Source organism: Janthinobacterium violaceinigrum, from assembly GCF_009208555.1.
GTDB classification, from domain to species: domain Bacteria; phylum Pseudomonadota; class Gammaproteobacteria; order Burkholderiales; family Burkholderiaceae_D; genus Janthinobacterium; species Janthinobacterium violaceinigrum.
The window spans coordinates 1-26,160 of record NZ_WFLI01000055.1; the positions used below are offsets into that span (position 1 = coordinate 1).

The window sequence follows — 26,160 nt, forward strand, 5'->3', positions numbered from 1 at the left end:
GCCACGCCCAGCCACGCCAGCAACTGGCGCCGCTTGCCGCTGGCGGGCGGCCCGGCACTGGCCAGCGCCTGCGCGGCCGCCGTGCGCTGCGCGCCGTCGCGGTACACGCCTTTGTAGCGCTGCGTGACGGCTTCGATATGCTGCCAGGCCCGTTCATGTTCAGGGTCGGCGCCGCGCCAGCGCTGCCAGGCGGCGTATTCCGCTTCGCTGGCCTCGCCCGACATCAATATGGTCAGCCACTCGGCCGCCTGCTGCTGCACCTCGTCGCGGATGGCCGCCGGGGCCGCAGGTCCGCCCGCCGTGCTCATGCCGGCAGGGAGAAAAATACCTGGCGGTTGGCGCGCGTCAGGTACTGCTTGACCGAGCTGGCCGACACCTGCAGGCGCGCGGCGATCTCGGCATAGCTGAGGCCTTCGAGCTGCGCCAGCAAGAACGCCGTGCGCACGGGGCCCGGCAAACCGTCGAGGGCCGTGTCGATTTCCTGCAAGGCTTCCAGCGCCAACAAACGCGTTTCCGGCGCGGGCGCCGCCTCGGGCGGCAGGCAGGACAGCGCCGCCAGATACGCATCTTCCAGCACTTGCCGGCGGTAGCGGTGCGCCACCAGCCGCCGCGCGATGGTGGCCAGGAAAGGCCGCGCTTCGCGGATCTGCGGCGCCGTGCCGTTGCTCAGCACGCTGATAAAAGTGTCTTGCGCCAGGTCCGCCGCTTCGCCCGCATTGCCCAGCTTATGCCGCAGCCAGCCCTGCAGCCAGCCGTGATGGCTGCTGTAGAGCGCGTGCAAGTCCTGTTGCTGGGCAAAATCGGCGGCCGACATGGCATCCCTTTCCCGTCAAGCGCGGCGCGCCTGCGAATGTAAATAAGAATTATTCTCATTTTAACCGTGTTTTTGGCTTTCGTGCAATCGTGGCATTGCCAGAAATACCAACTAATTCAAAAGCAGGCCAACCGCCAGGCTGTGCAGCGTGGGACCGCCAGGGCCCCGCGATGGGGTAAAATGGCGCCCATCGTCCGGTTTAGGGCCTCCCCCAGCAGATGCAGGCATCTCCTGCTGGCGTAGACTCTTAGCGCCGCCCACTCCCAAGCTTTTCATTGCAGGTTCATCATGCTAGATAATCTCACCCAACGGCTTGCCAAAGTCGTCAAGACCATGCGCGGCGAGGCGCGCCTGACCGAAGCGAACACCGCCGACATGCTGCGCGAAGTGCGCCTGGCGCTGCTCGAAGCCGACGTCGCCCTGCCCGCCGTGCGCGAATTCATCGCCAAAGTCAAAGAAAAAGCCATGGGCGAGGATGTCATTTCCTCGCTCACGCCAGGCCAGGCCCTGGTGGGCGTGGTGCAGCGCGAGCTGGCCGCCCTGATGGGCGCCGATCTGGGACCGGAAGCGTCGCAGATCAGCTTTGCCCAGCAGCCGCCCGCCATCATCCTGATGGCCGGTCTGCAGGGTGTGGGTAAAACCACCACCGTCGGCAAGCTGGCAAAGTATCTGAAGGAAGAAAAGAAGAAGAAAGTCTTGACCGTCTCGGCCGACGTGTACCGCCCTGCCGCGATCGCCCAGCTGCAATCGGTCACGGCCCAGGTAGGCGCCGACTTCTTCCCGTCCGCCAGCACGGACAAGCCCGTCGATATTGCGCTGGCCGCGCTGGACTGGGCGAAAAAGCATTACCACGACGTGCTGATCATCGATACGGCGGGCCGTCTCGGTATCGATGAAGAGATGATGCGCGAAATCGCCGCCGTCCACGGCGCCGTGAAACCGATCGAAACCCTGTTTGTCGTCGACGCCATGCTGGGCCAGGATGCCATCAATACGGCCAAGGCCTTCAATGATGCGCTGCCGCTGACGGGTATCGTGCTGACCAAGCTCGACGGTGACGCGCGCGGCGGTGCGGCCCTGTCCGTGCGCCACATCACGGGCAAACCGATCAAGTTTGCCGGCGTGTCGGAAAAACTCGACGGCCTGGAAGCGTTCGACCCGACCCGCATGGCCAACCGCATCCTCGGCATGGGCGACATCCTCGCCCTGGTGGAAGAGGCGCGCAAGGGCGTCGACAGCAAGGCGGCAGCCGACCTGGCGCAGAAAATCAAGGTCGGCGGCAAGTTCGACATGAACGACTTCAAGGCGCAGCTGGGGCAGATGAAGAAAATGGGCGGCATGGCCAACCTGATGGACAAGCTGCCGGCCCAGTTCCAGCAGGCGGCAGGCGGCAAGAACATGGATCAGGCCGATAAACAGGTGCGCCGCATGTGCGGCATCATCGATTCGATGACGCCGCAGGAACGCGCCAAGCCTGAACTGATCAAGGCCACGCGCAAGCGCCGCATCGCCGCCGGCGCCGGCGTGCAAGTGCAGGAAGTGAACCGCATGCTGACGCAATTCGAGCAAATGCAGACGATGATGAAGAAATTGTCGGGCGGCGGCATGATGAAGATGATGCGCTCCATGAAGGGCATGATGCCCGGCATGAGGTAGTGGAAGGCTTCAAAATCCGCTGCGCGGTGGTCTTTGCGGCCGGCGATGCTCACCGTACTAAAGTACGGTTGCGCTTCTCGGCTACCAATACCATCCGCTCGCTGTGATTTTGAAGGCCTTCATGACGCAGCAGGATCATCGCTTCAAATCCGAAAAACATCGTTCTAAATAATGCCGGATTGCATTTTCATGTGTCCGGCATCATTTCTTCCCTCCCCCGCACTGCCCCTCCCCGCATAGTCAGCAAGCATGCCATTTACGGGCAAAAACGCCGTTCCGCGCCCCCAAGCGGTGCGCCCGGGCGACAGGCGCGTGATTTCCCTGCTTTTTCCTCGTGAAAACGTGAAAAACACTTGCATACAAGGTAAATCCACACCAATATTAGCCGTGCGATTAATTGCGCAATTTCCCATGTGTTTGTTAAGGAGGCTCGAAGATGGCAACAGCCAAAAAAACCCCAGTAGCAGCGCCAGCCAAAGCAGCAGCAGCCAAGCCTGCAGCCGCCAAGAAAGCAGCACCCGCAGCCAAAGCAGCAGCTAAACCAGCAGCGGCGAAGAAAGCGGCAGCACCGGCAACACCACGCAAACCAAACGCAGCATTCATGAAAGCAATGACGCCATCGAAAGATCTGGCCGCCGTTGTTGGCGCAGCACCACTGCCGCGCACGGAAGTGACCAAAAAGGTATGGGATTACATCAAAAAACTCGATCTGCAAGATCCGGCCAACCGCCGCATGATCAATGCGGACGACAAGCTGAAAGCTGTTTTCGGCGGCAAAGCCCAAGTCTCCATGTTTGAAATGACGAAACTGATCTCCGATCATTTGAAATAATCAGCTATGCGCCGGCTAACACCGAGCGAGTGCCCCGCCGCATCACTGCGAGCGGGGCATTTTTTTTGGGGTCAGACCCTGTCGGGTCTGCCCCCGGCCCTTACCTGTGGTCCAAGGTAACCTTACCTTGCCCCAAAACTCGACAGCTGGGGTCAGACCCTCAATGCCGCCAACTCAGGGGCTTGCGCTAACGGTCGAGGGGGTCTGACCCCGGCCCTGCGTCACCCACCCGGCTTGAACTCCCACTGCCTCCACGCCGCCCGCACGGCATTCGGGTACTCGGCCCGTCCCCGGCTGCCGTTATACCGCCCCAGCGCCAGGTATAGATCGCCCTTTTCCATATCCAGGTACATGCGCAGGATGGCGCAGCCATAGCGCAGATTCGTCTGCATGTGGAACAGCTTGCTGCGGTCGCTGTCGCCGATGACGCCCGTCCAGAACGGCATCACCTGCATGTAGCCGCGCGCGCCGGCCAGCGAGACGGCATATTTGCGGTAGGCCGACTCGACCTGGATCAGGCCCAGCACCAGGGCCGGCTCCAGCCCTGCGCGGCGCGCTTCGTACCAGACGGTTTCCAGGAATTCCGTGCGCAGCTGCGCGTCCGGCAGCTTGCGCTGCAGGCGTTGCGACATCTGCGCCAGCCATTGCTGGTAGCGCTGCAGCTCGATGGGAGTGGCAAACTTGGGTTGCGGCGGGCGCTCGTCGCGGATCGCGTGCGACAGGGCCAGGCGGACGGAGTCGGCCAGCGCCTCCTCTTTCTGGTTGCCGGCCTGCGCCGGGGAGACGCAGGCCAGGCCGGCGGCCAGCGCGAGCGCGCCAGCTGCCTTGCTTACCGATAGGCGCTTCACTGCGCCATTTGGCCCTGGATGAAGGCGACGATCGCGTCCGGCGCCACGCCGGTCGCTTCCGCGTCGCGGCGGCCCTGGTATTCCAGCTTGCCTTCTTTCAGGCCACGCTCGCCGATGACGATGCGGTGCGGCACGCCAATCAGTTCCCAGTCCGCGAACATGGCGCCTGGACGCAAGCCGCGGTCATCGACGATGACATCGACGCCAGCGCCTTGCAGGGCCGCGTACAGCTTCTCCGTCTCTTCCTTGACCAGTTCGCTGCGGTCCATGCCCATCGGGCACAGCACGACTTCAAACGGCGCGATCGATGCGGGCCAGATGATGCCCTTGTCGTCGAAGTTCTGTTCGATGGCGGCGCCCAGGATGCGCGTCACGCCGATACCGTAGCAACCCATCTGCAGCGGCGCCGGTTTGCCATTTTCGTCGAGGAAGGTGGCTTTCATGCTTTCCGAGTACGCCGTCCCCAGCTGGAACACGTGGCCCACTTCGATGCCGCGCTCGATGGCCAGTGCGCCCTGGCCGTCCGGCGACGCGTCGCCGGCGACGACATTGCGCAAGTCGGCCACGATGGCAGGCTCGGCCACGTCACGGCCCCAGTTGGCGCCCGTGTAGTGGAAACCGGCGTCATTCGCGCCGCAGACGAAGTCGCTCATGTGGGCGACCGTGCGGTCCGCCACCACGGTGACGGGGGCGCGGGTGCCAATCGGGCCCAGGTAGCCAGGGATGGTGCCGTAGACTTCCAGGATTTCCGCTTCCGTCGAGAAACGGTGACCGGCCAGGCCGGCAACCTTGCCCACCTTGATGTCGTTCAGTTCATGGTCGCCGCGCAGCAGCAGCATGAAGTGCTGTTTCGTGACTTTCTCGTCCTTGCCCGTCGTTTCCACCGTCAGGGCGATGGTTTTCACGGTCTGCGCCAGGTCGATACCGAGCAGGGCAGCCACGGTTTCGCACTTGACGGTGTCCGGCGTGGCCGTTTTCGTCAGTGCCTGGGCGGCGGCCGGGCGCTCGCCCGCTGGCGGCAGCGCTTCGGCCGCTTCCATGTTGGCCGCGTAATCGGACGTCGGGCAGTACACGAGCGCGTCTTCGCCCGTGTGGGCGATGACGTGGAATTCGTGCGAACCGGAACCGCCGATGGCGCCGTTGTCGGCTGCCACGGCGCGGAATTTCAGGCCGAAGCGCGTGAAGATGCGCGTGTAGGCGTCAAACATGACCTTGTACGACGCTTGCATGCCGGCCAGGTCGCGGTCGAACGAATACGCGTCCTTCATGGTGAATTCGCGGCCGCGCATCAGGCCGAAGCGGGGGCGGCGCTCGTCGCGGAACTTGGTCTGGATATGATAAAAGTTCAGCGGCAGCTGGCGGTAGGACTTGATTTCCGTGCGCACGACGTCCGTGATGACTTCTTCCGACGTGGGCTGGATCGCGTATTCGCGGCCGTGGCGGTCTTTCACGCGCATCAGTTCGTCGCCCATCTTGGTCCAGCGGCCCGTCTCCTGCCACAGTTCGGCCGGCTGCACGAGCGGCATCAGCAGCTCGATACCGGCGGCTTTGTTCATCTCGTCACGGATGATGGCTTCCACCTTGCGGATCACGCGCAAGCCCATCGGCATGTAGGTATAGATGCCGGAACCGAGGCGTTTGATCATGCCTGCACGCATCATCAATTGGTGGCTGACGATTTCCGCGTCAGAAGGTGCATCTTTAAGTGTGGAAATAAAAAAACGGGAGGCGCGCATAACGGTGAATTCTTTTTAAAAAGAGAGGGTTATAATCAACCTAATTTTAAAGGATTAGCTGGCTGATGCGTCCATACTTTACACAAATGCGCTCAATTGGTGCGATTCCGGCGCTTTTCGCACCCCGAAAAGGTGGCCGGCTTGCGAAGTTGTGGGTAATTATGTAAAAAAAAGACGCACTGTCGCAGAAAGTTTGAGGTGCATTATGCTCGACCGTGAAGGGTTTCGGCCCAACGTCGGCATCATCCTGCTAAACGCCCAGAACGAGGTGTGGTGGGGCAAGCGGGTGCGCGAGCACTCATGGCAGTTTCCGCAAGGCGGTATCAAATATGGCGAAACACCGGAACAAGCCATGTTTCGCGAACTTGAAGAGGAAATCGGACTCAGACAGGAACACGTCAAAATTGTCGGCCGCACCCGCGACTGGCTGCGCTATGAAGTGCCAGACCACTTCATCAAGCGCGAGATTCGCGGCCATTACCGTGGCCAGAAGCAGATTTGGTTTCTGCTGAGAATGTGCGCGCGCGATAACGACGTCAATCTGCGCCTGACCGACCATCCCGAGTTCGACGCCTGGCGCTGGCATGAGTACTGGGTTCCGCTCGATGTCGTCATTGAATTTAAACGCGATGTGTACCAGCGCGCCTTGCAGGAGCTGTCCCGCTTCCTGACCTGGCCCGTGCATGGCAACGCACAGCAACAGCACCGCCATACGGCGCGCTACCTGCGCCAGCCCCATGCGCCACGGGCACAGGATGGCGTCGCGGCGGCCAAGCCTTGCGACGGCCCCGCCGCCGAAGGACGCACGCCCGAGCTGATCGTGCCGGGCAAGGAGTAGTCCGCCGTACCATGAACGCACTCTCCCACGCAAAAGGGGCAGCCTGAACAGGCTGCCCCTTTTTTCATTCCGACAGGAAACTCCCCTGCCGGTCAGTCTTGCCTAGTTTGCCGCAGGCGCAGGCGGTACGTCGAGCGTGAACGCTTTCAAGCCCAGGATGTCGCTGCTGTAGTGGCGGATCTTGTTGGCCAGGGCCGGATCGCCGTTCAGCTTTTGGCCGTACGACGGCACCATTTCCACCATCTTCGCTTGCCATTCCGGCGTCGCCAGGCGGCTCTTGAATGCCGTCTGCAGCACCTTGATCATGATCGGCGGCGCAGTCGAGGCACCGGGCGAGGCGCCCAGCAAGGCAACGATGCTGCCATCGGCGGCGCCGACGACTTCCGTGCCGAACTGCAGCAAGCCGCCTTTGACAGGGTCATCCTTGACGATCTGCACGCGCTGGCCCGCATTTTGCAAGGTCCAGTCTTCCATCTTGGCGTTCGGCAGGTATTCGCGCAACGTTGCCAGGCGGTCTTCCGGCGTGTTCATCACTTGCTGGACCAGATATTTCGTCAGTGGAATATTGTCATAGCCTGCCTGCAGCATGGGCTTGACGTTGCCGCTGCCGATCGAGGCCGGCAAGTCGATCCACGAACCGTTTTTCAGGAACTTGGTCGAGAACGTGGCAAACGGGCCGAACAGCAGGGCTTTCTTGCCATCGATGATGCGCGTGTCCAGATGCGGCACGGACATCGGCGGCGAACCGACGGACGCCTTGCCGTACACCTTGGCCGCATGGGCTGCCACCAGTTCCGGGTTGGTCGTCACCAGCCATTGGCCGCCGACCGGCACGCCGCCGTAGCCCTTGGCTTCCGGAATGCCCGATTTTTCCAGCAGCGGCAGCGAACCGCCACCCGCGCCGATGAAGACGAACTTGGCGCGCACATTCTTTTCCTTGCCATCGGCCAGGTTTTTCACCTTGACGTTCCACACGCCATCGGCGCCGCGCTGGATGTCTTCCACCTGGTGACGCAGGTGCAAAGCCATGCCATGGCTGTCCGTCAGGTATTTGACGAGGCCGCGCGTGAGGTTGCCGAAATTGACGTCGGTACCGATTTCCATGCGCGTTGCCGCCACTTTCTGGCCCTTGTCGCGGCCTTGCATGACCAGCGGCGCCCATTGCGCGATCTGCGCCTGGTCTTCCGAGTACAGCATGCCTTTGAACAAGTTTTGCTTTTGCAGCGCGTCATAGCGCTTATGCAGGAAAGCAATATTGGCATCGCCCCACACAAAGCTCATGTGCGGCACGTTGTTGATGAACGTTTGCGGCGCGCCCAGGTGCTTATTGGCCACCTGGTAAGCCCAGAATTGCTTGGAAATTTCGAATTGCTCGTTGATTTCAACGGCTTTCTTGGTCTCGATGCTGCCATCGGCCGCTTCCGGCGTGTAGTTCAGTTCGGCAAATGCCGAATGGCCCGTACCCGCGTTGTTCATCGCGTCCGAGCTTTCGGCGGCCACGGAATCGAGGCGCTCGTACATTTCCATCGTCAGCGACGGGTCGAGTTCCTTGAGCATGCTGCCCAGGGTGGCGCTCATGGTGCCGGCGCCGACCAGCAGCACGTCGACCGGTTTTTCGGACGAGGCCGGAGGGGTCTTGTCACATGCCGCCAGGATCAGGCACGACATCAAAAGTAATAGCGATTTACGCATTCGTAACTCCATGTTTGGATACTGAAGGGTGATTCTTGCGCGCCACCGTGGCGGACCATCGCGGCTACCGGCATATCGGACGAAAAACAGCCTGGCCTCCGGCACGCCAGGGCGGCCGGACAGGTCCATGTCGATGGTGATAGGCATGCTGCCGCGCTCCGGGATATCCCGAGAACAAGATCTGGTGGCAAAGGTGCGGGCAATGGACAGCGCGGACATCGTTGTCGGCTGAAAAACCGGCAATGAAATCGCCGTCATGTCCAGTGCAAATATCAAGAACGGCGATTTTATCACCGTTATTTGGCGCTGCCGGGCTGCGGCGGTAGTGGATAATACTTACTGCAGGGTATTAAATGATGGTGACTATCGGGTCATGGAAGCGGGCGCAAGACGGCAAAAAGGGCATCCCCGATGCCCTTCGCCGACGTACGCGGTACAATGCCGGCTGCCCTTTAGCCATAGTCATTCAGCCATGTTCAACCCCTCTTCCGACGATGTGCGCCGTTTCTTTTGTGAAACATTACGCAAGCACCGCGCCCATGAAATCCTCACGCCGATGGAAGCGATCGCGCTCGACTGGATCCTCGAACACCCCGAATATGAAAGCGAGCTCTCCGACGTCGACGCGGCGCTGGCGCGCGACTACTCCGTCGAAGGGGGCCAAGCGAACCCGTTTTTGCACCTGTCCATGCATCTGTCGATCACGGAACAGGTACAGGTCGACCAGCCGCGCGGCATCCGCCCCGCCGTGCAGCAGCTGACGCAGCGGCTCGATTCGGCCCATGCAGCCCAGCACGAAGTGATGGAATGCCTGGGCCAGATGATCTGGGCATCGCAGCGTTCGGGCTTGCCGCCGGATACGGACGCCTATATCGACTGCGTGCGGCGCCGGTAGGAACACCTGTCAAAACCTGTTGCGCGTCGCGCTTTGCGGCCTGCGATGCTCACCGTACTAGAGTACGGTTGCGCTTCTTGGCCACAAATCGCTGCCGCTCGCTACGGTTTTGCCAGGTGTTGTGCCAGTACTACCTCACATCGGTTTTACTGCCTCCTTCATGCGCTGAGGCAAGGCCTGTGCAGGCCCTCTTCCCAGCAACCCCAGCACCACCTGCAGCGCCATGGCGACGGCGCCGGCGATGAACACCACGTCGCCGAAGGTGCGTATCCAGCGCAGGTTTTGCAGCAGCGGCTGCTGCATGAATGCCTCGCTGCGCGCGTGCCACAGGCCTTCCGTCACGCTGGCATGGAACTGGATGATGCCAATCGGCAGCAAGCTGGTAAAGATCATCAGCGCCAGCCCCCCGTTCAAGCCCCAGAACGCCGTCTTCATCAGCGCAGGACTGAAGCGGCAGTCTGGCCGCAGATAGCGCAGCACCAGCAAGGTAAAGCCCAGCGCCAGGAAGCCGTACACGCCGAACAGCGCCGCATGCGCATGCACGGGGGTCGTGTTGAGGCCCTGGATATAGTACAGGGCCACGGGTGGATTGATCATGAAGCCCAGCACGCCCGCGCCCAGCATGTTCCAGAAGGCGACGGCGACAAAGCACATCAGCGGCCAGCGCAGGTTTTCCATCCATGGCGCACGTTCCTTCAGGCGCCAGTTTTCCCACGCTTCATGGCCCAGCACGATCAGCGGCACCACTTCCAGCGCGCTGAAGCTCGCGCCGATGGCCATCACGGGCGTGGTGGTGCCGGCAAAGTACAGGTGGTGGAAGGTGCCAGGGATGCCGCCCAGCATGAACAGCGAGGCCGACGCCAGGCTGGCCGTCGTGGCCATGCGCACCGACACCAGGCCCAGGGTCGAGAAGATGAAGGCCAGCGCCGTGGTGGCGAACACTTCAAAGAAGCCTTCCACCCACAGGTGCACCACCCACCAGCGCCAGTATTCCATCACCGATAAATGCGTGCGTTCGCCGTAGAACAGGCCCGCGCCATAGAACAGGCCGATGGCGCCCACGGACGCCGTCAGCAGCGCCAGCAGGTTCTTGTCGCCGCCCGGCTGGCGCAAGGCCGGCACCACGCCGCGCAGCATCAACACCAGCCACAGCAGGATGCCGGCGAATTTGCCGATCTGCCACAGACGGCCCAGGTCCACATATTCATAGCCCTGGTGACCGAGCCAGAAATTCCACTCGGGCGGCATCACTTGCGCAATCGCCAGGTAGTTGCCGATGAAGGAGCCGACGACGACGAGCACCAGCGCCCAGAACAGCACGTCGACGCCCAGGCGCTGCCAGTTCGGGTCCTTGCCGCCATTGATCAGGGGCGCCAGGAACAGGCCGGCGGCCAGGAAGCCCGTGGCGATCCAGAACAGCGCGGCCTGGATATGCCAGGTGCGCGTGAGCGCATACGGGAACCAGCGCGACACGTCAATGCCATAGAACTGCTGCCCTTCCACCGTGTAGTGCGCCGTAAAGCCGCCGATGAAGACCTGGAAGATGAACAGGGCCACCACCAGAAACAGGTATTTGCCCAATCCCCGCTGCGAAGGCGTGAGGGCAAACGTCGTCAACGGATCGCGCGGACCGGCGGCCGGCAGCGCGTCGTCGTGGTCGCGCAAAAAGGCCCAGCCCCACACGAGGAAGCCCACGCCGGCCAGCAGCACCACCACGCTGGCGACCGACCAGACGAGGTTTTCGCCGCTGGGCTGGTTGCCGATCAGCGGTTCATGCGGCCAGTTGTTCGTGTACGTGACCTGCTGGCCCGGACGCTCGGTGGCGGCGGCCCACGCCGTCCAGAAGAAGAACTGCGTCATCTGCGCGCGCCGCTCGGCGCTGGGCAGGGTGTTTTCCTTCATGGCGAAATGCTCGCGGCTGGCGTGCAGGGCCGGCGCGTCGGAGAACAGCTGGTCGTAATAGTGCGCCGTGCCAGCGATCGCCTGCACGCGACGCGGCGACAGGCGCAGCACTTGCGCCTCGTCGGTCCGGTTGCCCCGGTATTCCAGTTTGAGCGCTTCGCGCAGCGCCGCCTGCGCGGAGCCGTCGAGCGCCCCGTACGCCTTGCCATGCTGCTCTTGCGCGGCCAGTTCCAGCCAGGCCGTCAGTTCGCGGTGCAGCCAGTCGGCCGTCCAGTCGGGCGCCTGGTAGGCGCCGTGGCCCCAGATGGAGCCCAGCTGCATGCCGCCCACGGATTGCCAGGCCGTCTGGCCGTCGAGGATGCCCTCGCGGTCGAACAGCTGCCGGCCATCGGGCGCCAGCACTTGCGCGGGGATGGGCGGCGCCTGCCGATACACTTCCGTGCCGTAGTAGCCGAGCAGCGAAAACGTCACGATCAGCACACCTATCAGGGTGAACCAGAGTTTTTTGTAGGGACCCATGGGTCTTTCCTTTGTCAGTGCACCGCGGCCGGCGCAAAGCGCTCGAACAGGATATTGTTTTCGGTATGGATGTGCGCCATCAGGTCTTCGCGGAAGGTGCGCAGTCCCGTGTACAGCGCGCGCCAGGTGGTGCAGGCGCCGGCCGGCGCGGTGATCCCGTTCGTCATGTCTTCCAGCGCGCGCAGGGCCACGCCATGGTCGTCATGCTCCATACGCATCACGTTGATGGGCGCGCCCGCCCGCGGGCCCTGGCCGCGCACGATCATGGGGAACAGCACGTCTTCTTCCTTGCGCATATGGCTTTCCAGTTCCTGCGCCATGGCCGACAGGTGTTCCGCCAGCCCGTGCGGACAGTCGGCGCGGCCGCCATGCACCTGCTCGACCTTGCGTGCCAGGCGTATCAGCTCGGGCAACTGCTCGCGGTGCACGGCGTGGTAGCGCGCCAGCAGGTGTTCCACCAGCTCCGTGGCCGAAGCTTCCTGCCAGTCGCGCTCGCCGCTGGCATCCGCGCGCCCTTCCAGCAGCCGCAATTCTTCGACGATGGGGGCCGTATCCACGCCGGCCGCTTCGGCCGCCGCGCGCAGGGTCTTGTTGCCGCCGCAGCAGAAATCCAGGCGGTGCGCATCAAACAGGCGCGTGGCGCCAGGGATGCGGCGGGCCAGCTGGCCCAGGGACAGGTCGATCATTTCCATAACAGTTCCTTGAGGATGAATAGCTAAATTTATTGCACGGCGCCCGCGTGGTAGACGCCGGGCACGGGTTCGCCCGTCACTTCCAGCACGCCCACGGCGCCCTTGCCGGCGCGCGACAGCGCATGGTCGACCAGCAAATAGCTGCCCGGGTGCTGCACCTTGAGTTCGACGATGGTTGCGCCGCCCGGCGCCACGAGCGTCGTTTGCACATCGTGTTTCGGGCTGCTGATGGAGCCTTCGCTGTACACCTTGTCGAAGATCTCGCCGATGATGTGGAACGATGAAATCTTGTTCGGGCCGCCCACGCCGAAATAGATGCGCACCGTCTCGCCGACCTTCGCCTGCAATTTATGCGTCTTGCTCAGGGCGCCCACTTCGCCGTTGAAGACGTAGTAGTCGGGCAGCTCGTTGGCCATCTTTTCCAGGTTCGGTTCCTGGTGCACGGGCGCGCCGTGCGGACGGCCCGTGTACATCTCGCCCTGCATCACGTAATACTCGCGGTCCACCTTCGACAAGCCGCCTTCCGGTTCGACCAGGATCATGCCGTACATGCCGGCCGCGATATGCTGCGGCACCAGCGGCGTGGCGCAGTGGTACACGAACAGGCCGGGATTGAGCGCCTTGAAGGTGACGGTTTTTTCCTGCCCCGGCGCCACCTGCGTGTGCTGTCCGCCGCCATGGCCGCCCGTCACGGCGTGCAGGTCGATCGAGTGGATCATCTTGCTGTCCTTCGCGTTGAACAGGGTCAGCTCCACCGTGTCGCCCACCTTCGCGCGCAGCATGGGGCCGGGCACTTGCCGGTTGAAGGTCCAGTACGTAAAACTGGTGCCGTCATCGAGCCTGCCCGGCAGTTCCACCGTCTCCATGCGGTATTTCAGGGTTTGCGGCGCACGCGTGCCGATGGCACTCGGCACGGAGGCCGGATTGGCCGCCACGCTGACGGCCGATGGATCGGGGCCGCGCATCGGCGACGGCGCGGGCGTGTACAGGGCCAGCGCGGCGGCCTGGCCCGATTCGCTGGCGGCACTGCCGGCGCCAGCAGCCTTCGGTGCTCCCGCCTCGGCCAGCGAAGTGCCGCTCACGACCAGCTTGCCTTCCATGCCGATTTGCCGGTGGCCGGGAATCGAACAGTAATAGGTAAACGTGCCGGCGCGCGTCACCTTGAAGCGCACGCTGGTGCTGCCGCTATTGGCGCTGAACTTGGCGGACGCCACGTTCAGCTCGGGGATCAGCAAATCGTGCTCGGCGCCTTCGCCGCTTTTCAGCACGAGTTCGACCGTGTCGCCCACGTTCGCCGCCAGCACGGGATTGACCTGGCCCTTGGCGTCGATGAACACCATCTTGCCGTCGACGATATTGGTTTGCAGCTCATAGCGCTTGAGCGCGGCGGTAGCAGGTTTGGCGGCAGTGGCGGCTGCGCTGGCCGGCAGGCTGGCCTGGGCTTGCACGGACAGGGGGAATGCCAGGACGCAGACGGCGGCGGCAATGGCGCGGAGGGAGGGAGTCGTTTTCATCAAGCTTTCCTTGGTCTTGTATGCCGGTTCGGCCCCCTTACCTAGGCAAACCGTGTGCCAGGAAAAACTTGTTTTAAATCAACGATTTGAAAAATGCACGGTTGTAATGACCGTGGTTGGCCATGGTCCGTTGTACCCTGCATGGTACTTATGACCGTCACCGCCATCCACCTGTTGCTGCTCACCGACCTGGTTGCCGACCTGCCCGTGGCCGTGCGCCTGCAACGGCTGGTGGGCAGCCTGCGCGCCCATTTCGGCTGCGAGGCCGTGGCCTTGCTCAAGCTCGATGGCGAGCATCTGCGTCCCGTGGCGATGGCCGGCCTGGCCAGCGATGCGCTGGGGCGCCGCTTCGCCGTCACCGACCATCCGCGCCTGGCCGCCATCCTGCGGCGGCGCGGCGTGCTGTGCTTCCATCACGACAGTTCCCTGCCCGATCCCTACGATGGCCTGATCGCCGAGCGGGCCGGCGAGCCGCTGCCCGTGCACGACTGCATGGGCATGGCGCTGGACCTGGAGGGCGAACGCTGGGGCGTCATCACGCTCGACGCGCTGCAGGTGGGCACCTTCGACGGGCAGGCGCAGCGCGAGCTGGGCGAACTGGCCTGCGCCATCGAGGCAGCCGTGCGCGTGACGCGGCTGGAAACGGAAATCCGCGCGCTGCGCCTGTCGGGCGGCGCCATGCTGGCCGATGCGCAGGCGCCGCGCGAGGAACACGACTTCGTGGGCCAAAGCAGCGCCATCATGCAGCTGCTGCACGAGCTGCAGGTGGTGGCCGATTCCGAACTGCCCGTGCTGCTGCTGGGCGAAACGGGCGTCGGCAAGGAACTGTGCGCGCACCGGCTGCACCGCCTGTCGCGCCGGGCGGGCAAGCCCCTGATCCATGTCAATTGCGCGGCCTTGCCGGAATCGCTGGCCGAGAGCGAATTGTTCGGCCATGTGCGGGGTGCGTTTTCCGGCGCCGTCAGCGACCGGCCCGGGCGCTTCGAGGCGGCCGAAGGGGGCACCCTGTTCCTCGATGAAGTGGGCGAGCTGCCGCTGTCGATACAGGCCAAGCTGCTGCGCACCCTGCAAAATGGCGAAATCCAGCGCCTGGGCGCGGACCGGCCGCGCCGGGTCAACGTACGCGTGATCGCCGCCACCAACCGCAGCTTGCGCGAGCATGTGCGCGACGGCACGTTCCGCGCCGACCTGTATCACCGCTTGTCCGTGTATCCCGTGCCGATTCCGCCGCTGCGCGAGCGGGGCAATGACGTGCTGCTGCTGGCGGGCGGTTTTCTTGAGCTCAACCGCGCGCGCTTGGGCCTGCGCAGCCTGCGCCTGTCCGCCGCGGCGGAAAACGCCCTGTGCCAATACCGCTGGCCGGGCAATGTGCGCGAACTCGAACATGTGATCAGCCGGGCCGCGCTGAAAGCCGTGATCCGCGGCGCGGACCGCAAGGACATCGTGACCCTGGAAACGGATATGCTCGACCTCGATGCGCTGGAGACGCCGGCCGGCGCAGGCGCGCTACTGCCGGAACCGGCAGCGTGCGGCACGCCGGCGGCGCCGCTGCTGTCCATGCATCAGATCGTGGAAGCGAGCCAGCGCCAGGCCATCCGGCAAGCGCTGATGCTGCATCAGGATAACTGGGCCGCCGCCGCGCGCCAGCTGGGGCTGGACGCCAGCAATTTGCACAAGCTGGCGCGCCGGGTGGGGCTGAAGAACACCTAACCAAACCTACTGCGCGTCGGTATAGGCAAGCTGCGATGCTCGCTGTGCTTCAGCACAGTTCCGCGTCTCGGCCGCCTCTCCCTTCCGCTCGCTACGGTTTTGTCAGGTGTCACAACAACTAATAGACCCTGCGAAACCGCTCAGCGGTGGATGACCAGGGTCGTCGGCAGGCTGTGCAGGTAGGCAGCCAGGTCCTTGATGTCCTGGTTGCTCAGCGGTTTCACCTGGCCCGTCATGATGGCGTTGTTGCGGCCGTTGGCCTTGTCGCCCCGTTTGTACGCCGTCAGGGCGTGTTCCAGGTAGTCCCGGTGCTGGCCCGCCAGCTTGGGGTAGGAAGGGTCGATGGGCGAACCGTAATCCTTGCCGTGGCAGGTGGCGCAGCTGTATTTTTCAGCCAGGGCCTTGCCCGTGTTGATATTGCCGGCGGCGCTGGCGCCGAACGAGACGGTGGCGCAAACGAGGGCGGCGAGTAATGTTTTCATCTGGCTGGTCCTCAGTTCGGCTTGGCTTGTTGCGCATAGTACGCGGCGACATCGGCAATATCCTGGTCCGACAGGCTGCTGGCGATGCCCTTCATGCTGGGGTGCTTGCGATCGCCCTTCTTGTAGGCTTGCAGCGCATTCTCGATATATTTTGCCGGCTGGCCGCCGATCATCGGCACCTGGAACACTTCGGGGAAGGTTGCCTTGTAACCGGGGATGCCGTGGCAACCGATACACATTTCCACCTTGGCAGCGGCTGCCTTGGCGTTTCCTACAATGTCAGCCGCTGTGACGGCATTTGCTATGCCGGCAAGCACGAGAAGTGCAAATATTTTTTTCATAGTGGCAAAGTGAACAGAGGTAATCGGAGAAACGCCAGAGCTGGTTTTTTTTGATCTTATGTATTGACAATTAAGGTTGCCAATTAAGCTGCTACTTGCCGATTCTAGCCAAGATATTCTTGCAAGTCCACCTATAAAACCCGCATTGTAGGCAGGCAGGCACAGGCCGTCCGCGTGGCAGTGCGCCACAGTTCTGTTTATACTCACCGTTTCCCTACTTTGGCAGACCGCTCATGCAAGCAAAGCACCCCCAGCAAGGCCTACGCTTCGAAGGTTCCGACAGCTACGTCGCCACCGCCGACCTGAAACTGGCCGTGAATGCGGCGCTGACCCTGCAGCGCCCGCTGCTGATCAAGGGCGAACCGGGTACGGGCAAGACCATGCTGGCCGAGGAAGTGGCTGCCGCGCTGAACATGCCGCTGATGCAATGGCATATCAAATCGACCACCAAGGCGCAGCAGGGCCTGTACGAATACGACGCCGTCTCGCGCCTGCGCGATTCGCAGCTGGGCGACGAACGCGTGCGCGACATCCAGAACTACATCGTCAAGGGCGTGCTGTGGCAGGCGTTCACGGCGCCCGAACCGGTGGTGCTACTGATCGACGAGATCGACAAGGCCGACATCGAATTCCCGAACGACCTGCTGCGCGAACTGGACCGCATGGAATTCTATGTGTACGAAACGCGCGAAATGGTCACGGCGCGCCACCGTCCGCTCGTCATCATCACCTCGAACAACGAGAAGGAATTGCCGGATGCCTTCCTGCGCCGCTGCTTCTTCCACTACATCAAATTCCCGGACAAGGACACGATGGAGCAGATCGTCGCCGTCCACTACCCGCACCTGAAACAGGAATTGCTGGCCCAGGCGCTGCAAACCTTCTATGAAGTGCGCGACGTGCCGGGCCTGAAGAAAAAGCCGTCGACGTCGGAATTCCTCGACTGGCTCAAGCTCCTGCTGGCCGAAGACATTCCGGCCGAAGCCTTGCGCAGCAAGGACAACAAGGCCATCGTGCCGCCGCTGCACGGCGCGCTGCTGAAAAACGAGCAGGACGTGCACCTGTTCGAGCGCCTGATGTTCATGTCGCGCACCAACCGCTAAGGAGCGCCGGTGAACGACATCAGCCCGGACAAGGTCTTCGCGCCCCTGGAACTGCACGGCATCCGCCTCGAAGCGCTGGCGCCGCACCATGCGCCCGGCTTGCGCGCGGCAGCCGCGGACGGCGCGCTGTGGAACCTGCGCGTCACTTCCGTGCCCGAGCCGGACCAGGTGGACCAGTACATCTTCAAGGGCATCGAGATGCGCCCCGCGCGCTTCGCCTTTGCCGTCGTCGATGCGGCCAGCGGCGAAGTGCTCGGCACCACCAGCTACCACGACGTGGCGCCAGCCATCGGCCGCCTGGAAATCGGCTACACCTGGTATGCGAAACGCTGCCAGCGCAGCCACGTCAACACGACCTGCAAATTGCTGCTGCTGGCGCACGCCTTCGACACCCTCGGCTGCGCGCTGGTGGGTTTTCGCACCGATAATTTCAACCATGCCTCGCAGGCGGCCATCGAGCGCCTGGGCGCGAAAAAGGATGGCGTGCTGCGCCACCATGCGCTGCGCCGCGACGGCACCGTGCGCGACACGGTCATGTACAGCATCACGCGGGGCGAATGGCCCGAGATCGCGGCCCACCTGCGCTACAAGCTGGCGCAGCGTCCGATCGCCGCGCTGCCCCGCGCGGGCGGCGAAGGGACAGAGGAAGTGCCATGCTGATCGATTTCTTCTTCACGCTCAAGGATGCGAAGATTCCCGTCTCCATCAAGGAATTTCTGACCCTGCTCGAAGCGCTGCAACAGAACGTCATCGATGCCTCGATGGACGATTTTTACTATCTGGCGCGCCTGACCCTGGTCAAGGATGAAGCCCATTTCGACAAGTTCGACCGCGCGTTTGCCCAGTACTTCAAGGGCGTCAACGCCGCCTTCGACACGAATGCGGCGATTCCCCTCGACTGGCTGCTCAAGCGCATGCAACGCGAGCTGTCCGAGGAGCAGAAGGCGCAGCTGGAAAAATTCGGCTACGACAAGCTGATGGACCGCCTCAACGAGCTGCTGAAGGAACAGAAGGAACGCCACGAAGGCGGCAGCAAGTGGATAGGCACGGGCGGCACGTCGCCGTTCGGCAATGGCGGCACGAATCCGGAAGGCATCCGCATCGGCGGCAAGGGCGGCAACCGCACGGCCGTGAAAGTGTGGGAAGCACGCAGCTACAAGGACTACGACGGCGAGCGCGAACTGGGCACGCGCAACATCAAGGTGGCCCTGCGCCGCCTGCGCAAGTTCGCGCGCGAAGGGGCGGAAGACGAACTGGCGCTCGACGCCACCATCGCCGCCACGGCCAATAACGCGGGATATCTGGATATCAGGATGCGCCCCGAGCGCAAGAACCGCATCAAGGTGCTGATGCTGCTCGACGTGGGCGGCAGCATGGACGACCATATCGAGCGCACCGAGGAACTGTTTTCGGCGGCGAAGACGGAATTCAAGAACATGGAGTTCTTTTACTTCCATAACTGCGTCTACGACTACCTGTGGAAGAACAACCGACGCCGCAACGCCGAGCGTTTTCCCACCTGGGACGTGCTGCGCAAGTACCCGCCCGATACCAAGCTGATCTTCGTCGGCGACGCCACCATGAGCCCCTATGAAATCCTGCAGCCGGGCGGCAGCGTCGAGTACAACAACGAGGAAGCGGGATCGACGTGGCTGGCGCGCTTTACCCAGGCATTCCCGAAATTCATCTGGCTCAATCCCGAGTCGGAGGGCTTGTGGCAATACCGCCAGTCCATCGGCGTCATGCGGCAATTGATGAACAACCGCATGTTCCCCCTGTCGATCGACGGGCTGGAACGGGGCATGCGTCTGCTTAGTAAATAAAGACTCACGACAAAAAGTCCATGGCGGCAGGGGGCCGCCATGTCGTACACTGCAACACGGAACTACCGTGCGGAGCATCTCCGCTGCGGGCGGGTAGCATACGCTGATACCAGCCCTGCCCCACCCTGCTGCATCCTGTGCGCGGCCGCCATGGCCGCGACACTGTTCGATTGCGCACATCGTGCGCGCCTTCTGCTCCGGTAGAATCGGCGCATCGCTCTGCGCAAACAATGCACCATCGCTGCACCACGACATTGCCGCGCCAGCCCCCGTGCTGCCGGCCGGTGCCAGCGCTATTTCAAAGGAATGAGCATGCAAAGTCTCCTCTCGATCGCCGCCGACCTGTCCTGGCCGTTCGCCATCACCCTGGCCTGGGTGGTGGGCGAATTCGGCCACCGCTGGACAGGCCTGCCGCGCATCAGTTTTTATGGCGTGATCGGCTTCATCCTGGCGCAGACGCAAGTGGGCGTGCTGCCGCAGACGGACGCGGGCCCCATGCTGGTGCTGGCCGACGTGGCCTTCGGCCTGATCCTCTTCGAAGTCGGCTACCGCATCAACCTGCGCTGGCTGAAGAACAACCCGTGGATCGCCGTCACGGGCCTGGTCGAGTCCCTGCTGACCTTTGCCGTCGTCTACTTCATCGGCATCGAATTCGGTTCCACCTCGATGACGGCGCTGCTGCTGGCATCCCTGGCCATGTCCACTTCGCCCGCCACCATCATGCGCGTGATTAACGAGGAACGCAGCTCGGGCCAGGTCACGGAGCGCATCGTCCACCTGACGGCGCTCAACTGCGTGCTGGCCGTCTTCACGTTCAACATCATCGTCGGCTTCTGGATGTTCCAGAGCTCCACCGACCTGATCGAGGCGAGCAGCAGCAGCGCCGCCGTGCTGGCCGCCTCCGTGGCCGCCGGCACCGTCTTCGGCATCGTCGTGCCGGCCATGCTGCGCCGCCTGGGCAATATGGCGCAGGATGCCACCGTCGCCTTTGCGCTGTCGGTGATGCTGCTCGTCGCCCTTACCTACACCACCAGCCTGTCGCCGCTGCTGGCGACGCTCACTTTCGGCCTGGTGGCGCGCCACCGCCGCGTCGCCTTCAGCCAGGCGCAGCGCAATTTCGGCGCGCTGGGCGAGCTGCTGACGGTGCTGCTGTTCGTGTACGCCGCCTCGACCCTGGAATGGGCCAGCGTGACGGCCGGCGCAGGCCTGGCCCTGGCCGTCGTGGGCGGGCGCTTGCTGACCAAAGTCGTCGGCGTGGCCGCGTTTTCGCATGTCAGCGGCATTTCCTGGCGCAAGGGGGTGCTGACGGGCGTGGCGCTCACGCCCGTCTCCGTCTTCATCATCCTGCTGCTCGAACACGCGCGCCAGCATGGCGTGAACTTCGGCGACGAATTGAATGCCCTGGCTGCCGTCACCCTGGGCCTGGAACTGGTCGGTCCCGTGCTGGTGCAGCGCGTGCTGATGCTGGCCAAAGAAACCCACGAAATCAAGGAGCGCTAAATGCCGCTGGAACCCTTTGGCCAATCGGCCGCGCTGACTTTCGGCGTCGAACTCGAACTGCAGCTGGTGAACCTGTCGGACTACGACTTGACGGCCGCCAGCCCCGACCTGCTGCATCTGCTGAACAAAAAACCGTTCCCCGGCAACGTCACGCCGGAAATCACCGAGAGCATGATCGAGATCAACTCGAGCGTGCACACGCATCACGGCCCCCTGCTGGAGCAGCTGCAGGAAATCCGCGATACCTTGATCACGGCCGGCGACAAGCTCAATATCGGCATCGCGGGCGGCGGCACCCACCCATTCCAGCAATGGTCGTCGCAAAAGATCTTTTCCAAGCCCCGCTTCCAGGAGATTTCGGAACTGTACGGCTACCTGGCCAAGCAGTTCACCATCTTCGGCCAGCACGTGCACATCGGCTGCGCCTCGGGCGACGACGCCATGTTTTTGCTGCATTCGCTGAACCGCTACATCCCCCACTTCATCGCCCTGTCCGCATCCTCGCCCTACGTGCAGGGACGCGACACCCTGTTCGACTCGGCGCGCCTCAATTCCGTGTTTGCGTTTCCCATGAGCGGGCGCGCGCCGTTCACCCTGAGCTGGGACCAGTTCTCCAACGAGTATTTCGCCAAGATGGAGAACACGGGCATCATCAAGAGCATGAAGGATTTTTACTGGGATATCCGCCCCAAGCCGGAATTCGGCACCATCGAGCTGCGCGTGTGCGACACGCCGCTGACGGTGGAGCGCGCCGCCGCGCTGGCCGCCTACCTGCAGGCGCTGTGCCGCTACCTGCTCGAACGCAAGGAAGCGCCGCCGGTGGAAGACGATTACCTCGTGTATAACTACAACCGCTTCCAGGCCTGCCGCTTCGGCCTCGACGGCGCCATCACGCATCCGAAAACCTACGAAACGATGTCGCTGCGCGAAGACATCATGACCACCCTGCGCAAGATGGAACCGCACGCCGAGGCGCTGGGCAGCACGCCGGCCCTGAAACACCTGTCGGACGTGGCCAAGCAGTGGAGCGATGCGCAATACCTGCGCAAGCAGCATAGCTTGCAGGGCAGCGCCGAGGGGATGGTCGATTCGGCCATCCGCTGCTTCCGCGGCGAACCGATGAATTATTGAGGGCTGGCCCGTTCCCCCCAACACCCGAACTGCCGGGGTCGGACCCTCAGGGTCCGCCCCCGGATCTTGCTTTTGGGGTGCAATCAGGCGCAACAACGCCAACCCAAAAAACCACACCCGCCGCCTCCGTCATTTACAGTCCCCGCCCCCGCTTGTTACAATAAGTGAGAATGATTCTTATTATTGTTTAAACCAAGGACCCAGCCCCGCTGGATGGGCCATGCAAGGGGAACGCGATGCCGCTGGCAGAGCCGCTACAACGCCAGGACATCGCCACACTGTATGCCGAGCACCACGGCTGGCTGCAGGGCTGGCTGCGCAAAAAGCTGGGCAGCACGGCCTGCGCGGCCGACATGGCGCAGGACACGTTCATGCGCCTGCTCGACCGCGAAGACGCCGTCGCCGCGCGCGAGCCGCGCGCCTTTCTCGCCACCGTGGCCCAGCGCGTGCTGTTCAACCATTACCGCCGCCAGAAGCTGGAGCAAGCCTACCTGGACGTGCTGGCGCAACTGCCGCCCCCGCACACGCCGTCGCCCGAGGAACGGGCGCTGCTGCTCTCCACGCTGTTCGAACTGGACCGCATGCTCGATGGCTTGCCGCCGCCCGTCAAGCGCGCTTTCCTGCTGCGCCAGCTCGACGAACTGCCGCAGGACGATATCGCGCGCCGGCTGGGCATCTCGCTGGCCACGGTAAAACGCCATTTGCAGCGGGCCGGCAGCGCCACGCAGGCGTGGCAGCAGCTGCAACTGCAGCATGAACACCTGCCGCCCGGGACGCATGCCACGCTGCTGCGGGCCTGCGCGCAGGCGAATGCGCCGCGCCGCCACGCCGTCAAGACCCTGGCACTGCTGCTGGCTTGCGGCGCCTCGCTGTACGCGTTCGAGCGCCGCAGTCCGTGGCGCAGCTGGACGGCCGACTACCGCACGGGCATCAACCAGCGCCGCGTCGTGACTCTGCGCGATGGCACGCAGCTCACGCTCAACACGCATAGCGCCATCGACATCGATTACAGCGGCGAACGGCGACGCATCACGCTGCTGGCTGGCGAAATCTTCATCGCCACCGGCAAGGATGCGGCGCAGCGTCCCTTCTTCGTCGACACGCCGCACGGCCAGCTGCAGGCGCTGGGCACGCGTTTCACGGTACGCCTGCACGATGGCTATACCAGCGCCGGTGTGCTCGAAGGCGCCGTCGCCGTGCTGGCTGGCGATGGCGGACAGCGCCTGGTGCTGCATCCCGGCGAAGGTGCCCATTTCGACAGCGCGGGCCTGCACCGCCAGGCGCTGGCCCCCTATGGCGGCGCCTGGCTGAACGGCATGCTGGTGGCGCGCGACATGCGCCTGGCCGATTTCCTCGCCGAGCTGTCGCGCTACAGCGAGCAGCCGCTGGCCTGCACGCCCGCCATCGCCGGCCTGCGCGTGTCCGGCTCCTACCCGCTGGCCGACGTGGATGCCATCCTCGACGCCGTCAGCGCCAGCCTGCAGCTGCGGCACAATACCGTCACGCGCTTCTGGGGACATCAGGTGGTGCGCATCGAACTGGCGGCGCGCTAACGATATTTTCCGCAAAGTGAGCTGTTTCGCCGTGCTCGCGTGACTTGGAAGACAGGCAGTCTCCATCTTGCGCATCCACGAAAGGTTTTATTCCATGCATCACGCTTCGCGTTCCCTCCTGACCCGCACCGTCCTCGCCTGCGCCCTGTCGCAGATTGGCCTGGCCCTCACCCTGCCCGCGCTGGCCCACGCACAAAGCCAGCAAGTGCGCGTCTACAGCATTCCCGCCGGCGCGCTGGGCGACGTGCTCACGCGCTTCGGCAGCGACAGCGCCATTTTATTGTCGTTCTCCAGCGAGACCACGCAAGGCTTGCGCAGCGCCGGCCTGCAAGGCAGCTATGGCGTGCACGATGGTTTCCGCGTGCTGCTGGCCGGCAGCGGCCTGCAAGCCGTGCCGCAGCCGAATGGCGGCTACCTGCTGCAAAAGATCCCCGCTGGCGCCAACGCCCCAACGGCGGACAGCCGCGGCGTGGCCGTCATGAGCGGCGTCACCGTGGTGGCGGCAGCCGAGCGCAGCGCCGTCACGGGTGGCACGGGCAGCTATACGGGCGGCCCCGCCAGCGGCGCCACGGGCCTGGTCCTGACGCAGCGCGAGACGCCGCAGTCGCTGACCATCGTCACGCGCCAGCAGATGGATGACCAGAACAGCAACGCCGTCTCGGACGTCATGAAGAACGTCAACGGCGTGAGCGTGCAAAACTACGACAGCGACCGCTGGAGCTTCCAGGCGCGCGGCTTCGCCGTCACCAATTTCCAGTACGACGGCGTGTCGGCCATCTACGACGGCGTGTACGACTGGGGCACGACCAACAGCGACATGGCCATCTACGACCGCATCGAAGTGCTGAAGGGCGCGACGGGCCTGATGAGCGGCTCGGGCGACCCGTCGGCCACCGTCAACATGGTGCGCAAGCGCCCCACCGCCAGCTTCGAGGGCTCGGCCACTCTGGGCGCCGGCTCGTGGGACAACTACCGCGGCGAAGCCGACGTCTCCGGCCCCCTGAACGACAGCCGCACGGTGCGCGGCCGCCTCGTGGGCGCCTACCAGGACAAGCATTCCTACCTGGACCGCTACACGCAGCAGAAAGCCGTCGCCTACGGCATCGTCGAGGCGGACCTGACGCCCGTCACGCTGCTGACGGCCGGCTTCACGCACCAGGATTACAAGCCGCGCGGCTCGACCTGGACGGGGTTCCCCGTGCTGTTCTCGGACGGCACGCGCACCGCTCTGCCCACCTCGTGGAACCCGGCCACGGACTGGAGCCGCCGCGACATGCAGAACACCACGCTGTTCACGTCGCTGGAACATACGTTCGCCAACGAATGGAAGGTGAAATTGAGCGCCAGCCAGCTGCGCAGCAAGCATGACAGCGTGCTCGGTTCGGCCAGCGGCGGCAATCCCGCTCCCGACACGGGCGAAGGCACGTATTTCTTCATGGGCAAATACAAGGGCGACCGCCGCCAGACCACCGTCAACGTCGACGCCAGCGGACCATTCACGGCCTTCGGCCGCCAGCATGAAGCGATGTTCGGCTATTCCACCTCGACGGCAAAGCAGGATGGCCCCGTCTACGAATCGGTCTATCCGCCCCTCGATGGCAGCTATTTCGACTGGCGCGGCCAATACGCGGAACCGGCCTTCAAGCGCCTGGGCAACGATAACGACCGCACGCGCCAGAGCGGCCTGTATGGCGCCGTGCGCCTGCATCCCGTCGACGCGCTGTCGGTGATTCTCGGCGCCCGCATGAGCAACTACCTGCAAGAGCAGGACCGCAGCTTCTTCGACGCCGGCACGGCGCGCATCCGCTCGCGCATCGAGGAAAACAAGGTCGTCACGCCATATGCGGGCGTCGTGTATGACATCGACAAGACCTATTCCGTGTTCGGCAGCTACACCAGCATCTTCGCGCCGCAGAGCAACCGCGACGTCAACCGCAACTTTCTGTCGCCCGTGCGCGGCAAGGGTTTGGAAGCGGGCGTGAAGGCAGAATATTTGGACGGCAAGGTCAATGCCAGCGCCGCCCTGTTCCAGATCCGCCAGAGCAATGTGGCCAGCTCCGTGGGCGAAGTCAATGGCGAGGAAGCGTACAAGGCCATCGACGGCGTCACCAGCCGCGGCCTGGAAATGGAAGTGACGGGCGAAGTGATGAAGGACGTGAAGCTGAGCGCCGGCTACACCTACACCCACGTGCGCGACGCGGATGGCAAGGACGTCTTTTCCACCATGCTGCAAACCACGCAGCCCGCCCACCTGGTGCGAGTACAAGGCACGTGGCGCCTGCCGGCCAGCCTGGACAAGCTGACCGTCGGTGGCGGCATCAACTGGCAAAGCAGCTACTACGGCAATATCTGGAACCCCGCCATCGACGATTATTCGCGCATCAAGCAGGGCAGCTACGCGCTGGCCAACCTGCTGGCCCGCTACGAGATCAGCAAGAACGTCACAGCCAGCCTGAACGTGAACAACCTGCTCGACAAGAAGTACTTCACGGGACTGGGCCTGTTCCAGACGGGCTTTTACGGCGAACCGCGCAATGTGATGTTCACCGTGCGCACGAAGTTTTAACGCGACGCTCCAA

The 26,160-nt window shown here is 63.5% G+C and carries 22 protein-coding genes and 1 pseudogene; 13 read left to right on the forward strand and 10 right to left on the reverse strand.

The window, feature by feature from the left end:
* Together GCN75_RS26920 and GCN75_RS26925 are read right to left on the reverse strand one after the other, a co-directional pair.
* Window positions 1–308 (reverse strand): FecR/PupR family sigma factor regulator (locus GCN75_RS26920; RefSeq protein ID WP_152285088.1); only part of this gene is annotated, 308 nt, incomplete at its 3' end.
* Window positions 305–814: a sigma-70 family RNA polymerase sigma factor gene (locus GCN75_RS26925; RefSeq protein ID WP_152285089.1), complete on the reverse strand. Its 510-nt coding sequence runs from the start codon at window positions 812–814 to the stop codon at window positions 305–307. The genes GCN75_RS26920 and GCN75_RS26925, both read right to left, overlap by 4 nt.
* Before the next feature lie 288 nt (window positions 815–1,102).
* Between GCN75_RS26925 and ffh the strand changes: the two genes are divergently transcribed.
* A complete protein-coding gene (ffh, locus tag GCN75_RS26930; RefSeq protein WP_099401615.1) occupies window positions 1,103–2,470 on the forward strand; it encodes a signal recognition particle protein in 1,368 nt (455 codons plus the stop codon).
* 436 nt (window positions 2,471–2,906) lie between these two features.
* Window positions 2,907–3,302: an SWIB/MDM2 domain-containing protein gene (locus GCN75_RS26935; protein ID WP_071650146.1), complete on the forward strand. Its 396-nt coding sequence runs from the start codon at window positions 2,907–2,909 to the stop codon at window positions 3,300–3,302.
* 221 nt (window positions 3,303–3,523) lie between these two features.
* On the opposite strand, the gene GCN75_RS26940 is transcribed toward GCN75_RS26935, so the two are convergent.
* Complete coding sequence (locus GCN75_RS26940) at window positions 3,524–4,150, reverse strand: lytic transglycosylase domain-containing protein (protein WP_152285090.1); 627 nt, start codon at window positions 4,148–4,150, stop codon at window positions 3,524–3,526.
* Window positions 4,147–5,886 (reverse strand): proline--tRNA ligase, encoded by a 1,740-nt coding sequence (locus GCN75_RS26945; RefSeq protein ID WP_152285091.1) that lies wholly within the window; start codon window positions 5,884–5,886, stop codon window positions 4,147–4,149. The genes GCN75_RS26940 and GCN75_RS26945 overlap by 4 nt, the downstream gene beginning before the upstream one ends.
* A 205-nt stretch (window positions 5,887–6,091) precedes the next feature.
* Between GCN75_RS26945 and GCN75_RS26950 the strand changes: the two genes are divergently transcribed.
* Window positions 6,092–6,724 (forward strand): RNA pyrophosphohydrolase, encoded by a 633-nt coding sequence (locus GCN75_RS26950; RefSeq protein ID WP_152285092.1) that lies wholly within the window; start codon window positions 6,092–6,094, stop codon window positions 6,722–6,724.
* A 102-nt stretch (window positions 6,725–6,826) separates the two neighbouring features.
* Here the strand turns inward: GCN75_RS26950 and mqo are convergent, their stop codons facing one another.
* Window positions 6,827–8,416 carry a malate dehydrogenase (quinone) gene (gene mqo / locus GCN75_RS26955; RefSeq protein WP_226941594.1) on the reverse strand — a complete coding sequence of 530 codons (1,590 nt, stop codon included), beginning with the start codon at window positions 8,414–8,416 and terminating at the stop codon, window positions 6,827–6,829.
* A 472-nt stretch (window positions 8,417–8,888) separates the two neighbouring features.
* On the opposite strand from mqo, the gene GCN75_RS26960 reads away from it, so the two are divergent.
* Window positions 8,889–9,311, forward strand: a complete 423-nt coding sequence (locus GCN75_RS26960) for a DUF1841 family protein (protein ID WP_152285093.1) — start codon at window positions 8,889–8,891, stop codon at window positions 9,309–9,311.
* Between the two features lie 135 nt (window positions 9,312–9,446).
* Here the strand turns inward: GCN75_RS26960 and GCN75_RS26965 are convergent, their stop codons facing one another.
* From GCN75_RS26965 to nirK, 3 genes are read right to left on the reverse strand one after another with little or no spacing between them, the layout of a single operon-like run.
* Window positions 9,447–11,732 (reverse strand): nitric-oxide reductase large subunit, encoded by a 2,286-nt coding sequence (locus GCN75_RS26965; RefSeq protein WP_152285094.1) that lies wholly within the window; start codon window positions 11,730–11,732, stop codon window positions 9,447–9,449.
* Window positions 11,733–11,746: 14 nt separating this feature from the next.
* Window positions 11,747–12,424 carry an iron-sulfur cluster repair protein YtfE gene (gene ytfE, locus GCN75_RS26970; protein ID WP_152285095.1) on the reverse strand — a complete coding sequence of 226 codons (678 nt, stop codon included), beginning with the start codon at window positions 12,422–12,424 and terminating at the stop codon, window positions 11,747–11,749.
* Between the two features lie 29 nt (window positions 12,425–12,453).
* Complete coding sequence (gene nirK / locus GCN75_RS26975; RefSeq protein WP_152285096.1) at window positions 12,454–13,938, reverse strand: copper-containing nitrite reductase; 1,485 nt, start codon at window positions 13,936–13,938, stop codon at window positions 12,454–12,456.
* 150 nt (window positions 13,939–14,088) lie between these two features.
* Between nirK and norR the strand changes: the two genes are divergently transcribed.
* On the forward strand, window positions 14,089–15,648 hold the full coding sequence (norR, locus tag GCN75_RS26980) for a nitric oxide reductase transcriptional regulator NorR (protein ID WP_152285097.1): 1,560 nt from the start codon (window positions 14,089–14,091) through the stop codon (window positions 15,646–15,648).
* Between the two features lie 140 nt (window positions 15,649–15,788).
* On the opposite strand, the gene GCN75_RS26985 is transcribed toward norR, so the two are convergent.
* Window positions 15,789–16,130 carry a c-type cytochrome gene (locus tag GCN75_RS26985; RefSeq protein ID WP_152255110.1) on the reverse strand — a complete coding sequence of 114 codons (342 nt, stop codon included), beginning with the start codon at window positions 16,128–16,130 and terminating at the stop codon, window positions 15,789–15,791.
* 11 nt (window positions 16,131–16,141) lie between these two features.
* Window positions 16,142–16,471 carry a c-type cytochrome gene (locus GCN75_RS26990; protein ID WP_077408527.1) on the reverse strand — a complete coding sequence of 110 codons (330 nt, stop codon included), beginning with the start codon at window positions 16,469–16,471 and terminating at the stop codon, window positions 16,142–16,144.
* Window positions 16,472–16,704: 233 nt separating this feature from the next.
* Here GCN75_RS26990 and GCN75_RS26995 point away from each other — a divergent pair, with 233 nt between their 5' ends.
* The 8 genes and pseudogenes from GCN75_RS26995 to GCN75_RS27025 all read left to right on the forward strand — a co-directional run bounded on the left by GCN75_RS26995 (window position 16,705) and on the right by GCN75_RS27025 (window position 26,147).
* Window positions 16,705–17,574, forward strand: coding sequence for an AAA family ATPase (locus tag GCN75_RS26995; protein WP_152285098.1), 870 nt, complete (start codon window positions 16,705–16,707; stop codon window positions 17,572–17,574).
* Window positions 17,575–17,583: 9 nt separating this feature from the next.
* Window positions 17,584–18,234, forward strand: coding sequence for a GNAT family N-acetyltransferase (locus tag GCN75_RS27000; protein WP_152285099.1), 651 nt, complete (start codon window positions 17,584–17,586; stop codon window positions 18,232–18,234).
* Window positions 18,228–19,397: a vWA domain-containing protein gene (locus GCN75_RS27005; RefSeq protein ID WP_152255107.1), complete on the forward strand. Its 1,170-nt coding sequence runs from the start codon at window positions 18,228–18,230 to the stop codon at window positions 19,395–19,397. Before GCN75_RS27000 ends, GCN75_RS27005 begins: the two co-directional genes overlap by 7 nt.
* Before the next feature lie 312 nt (window positions 19,398–19,709).
* The gene (locus GCN75_RS27010) at window positions 19,710–20,897 is read left to right on the forward strand and encodes a cation:proton antiporter (RefSeq protein WP_193316932.1); all 1,188 of its coding nucleotides are present in this window, start codon (window positions 19,710–19,712) and stop codon (window positions 20,895–20,897) included.
* Entirely contained in the window at window positions 20,898–22,028 is a 1,131-nt protein-coding gene (locus tag GCN75_RS27015) for a YbdK family carboxylate-amine ligase (RefSeq protein ID WP_101482803.1), read from the forward strand.
* 236 nt (window positions 22,029–22,264) lie between these two features.
* A pseudogene (locus GCN75_RS29730) lies at window positions 22,265–22,747 on the forward strand (sigma-70 family RNA polymerase sigma factor); the annotation flags it as partial.
* Window positions 22,730–23,581, forward strand: coding sequence for a FecR family protein (locus GCN75_RS29735; RefSeq protein WP_226941596.1), 852 nt, complete (start codon window positions 22,730–22,732; stop codon window positions 23,579–23,581). The pseudogene GCN75_RS29730 and the gene GCN75_RS29735, both read left to right, overlap by 18 nt.
* Before the next feature lie 94 nt (window positions 23,582–23,675).
* On the forward strand, window positions 23,676–26,147 hold the full coding sequence (locus GCN75_RS27025; RefSeq protein WP_152285100.1) for a TonB-dependent siderophore receptor: 2,472 nt from the start codon (window positions 23,676–23,678) through the stop codon (window positions 26,145–26,147).
* Window positions 26,148–26,160 lie beyond the last annotated feature (13 nt).

Coding starts and splice junctions, on each gene's coding strand:
- GCN75_RS26925 (WP_152285089.1), bottom strand. CDS start 814: ATGTCGGCCGCCGATTTTGCCCAGCAACAGGACTTGCACGCGCTCTAC.
- ffh (WP_099401615.1), top strand. CDS start 1,103: ATGCTAGATAATCTCACCCAACGGCTTGCCAAAGTCGTCAAGACCATG.
- GCN75_RS26935 (WP_071650146.1), top strand. CDS start 2,907: ATGGCAACAGCCAAAAAAACCCCAGTAGCAGCGCCAGCCAAAGCAGCA.
- GCN75_RS26945 (WP_152285091.1), bottom strand. CDS start 5,886: ATGCGCGCCTCCCGTTTTTTTATTTCCACACTTAAAGATGCACCTTCT.
- GCN75_RS26950 (WP_152285092.1), top strand. CDS start 6,092: ATGCTCGACCGTGAAGGGTTTCGGCCCAACGTCGGCATCATCCTGCTA.
- mqo (WP_226941594.1), bottom strand. CDS start 8,416: ATGCGTAAATCGCTATTACTTTTGATGTCGTGCCTGATCCTGGCGGCA.
- GCN75_RS26960 (WP_152285093.1), top strand. CDS start 8,889: ATGTTCAACCCCTCTTCCGACGATGTGCGCCGTTTCTTTTGTGAAACA.
- GCN75_RS26965 (WP_152285094.1), bottom strand. CDS start 11,732: ATGGGTCCCTACAAAAAACTCTGGTTCACCCTGATAGGTGTGCTGATC.
- ytfE (WP_152285095.1), bottom strand. CDS start 12,424: ATGGAAATGATCGACCTGTCCCTGGGCCAGCTGGCCCGCCGCATCCCT.
- nirK (WP_152285096.1), bottom strand. CDS start 13,938: ATGAAAACGACTCCCTCCCTCCGCGCCATTGCCGCCGCCGTCTGCGTC.
- norR (WP_152285097.1), top strand. CDS start 14,089: ATGACCGTCACCGCCATCCACCTGTTGCTGCTCACCGACCTGGTTGCC.
- GCN75_RS26985 (WP_152255110.1), bottom strand. CDS start 16,130: ATGAAAACATTACTCGCCGCCCTCGTTTGCGCCACCGTCTCGTTCGGC.
- GCN75_RS26990 (WP_077408527.1), bottom strand. CDS start 16,471: ATGAAAAAAATATTTGCACTTCTCGTGCTTGCCGGCATAGCAAATGCC.
- GCN75_RS26995 (WP_152285098.1), top strand. CDS start 16,705: ATGCAAGCAAAGCACCCCCAGCAAGGCCTACGCTTCGAAGGTTCCGAC.
- GCN75_RS27005 (WP_152255107.1), top strand. CDS start 18,228: ATGCTGATCGATTTCTTCTTCACGCTCAAGGATGCGAAGATTCCCGTC.
- GCN75_RS27010 (WP_193316932.1), top strand. CDS start 19,710: ATGCAAAGTCTCCTCTCGATCGCCGCCGACCTGTCCTGGCCGTTCGCC.
- GCN75_RS27015 (WP_101482803.1), top strand. CDS start 20,898: ATGCCGCTGGAACCCTTTGGCCAATCGGCCGCGCTGACTTTCGGCGTC.
- GCN75_RS27025 (WP_152285100.1), top strand. CDS start 23,676: ATGCATCACGCTTCGCGTTCCCTCCTGACCCGCACCGTCCTCGCCTGC.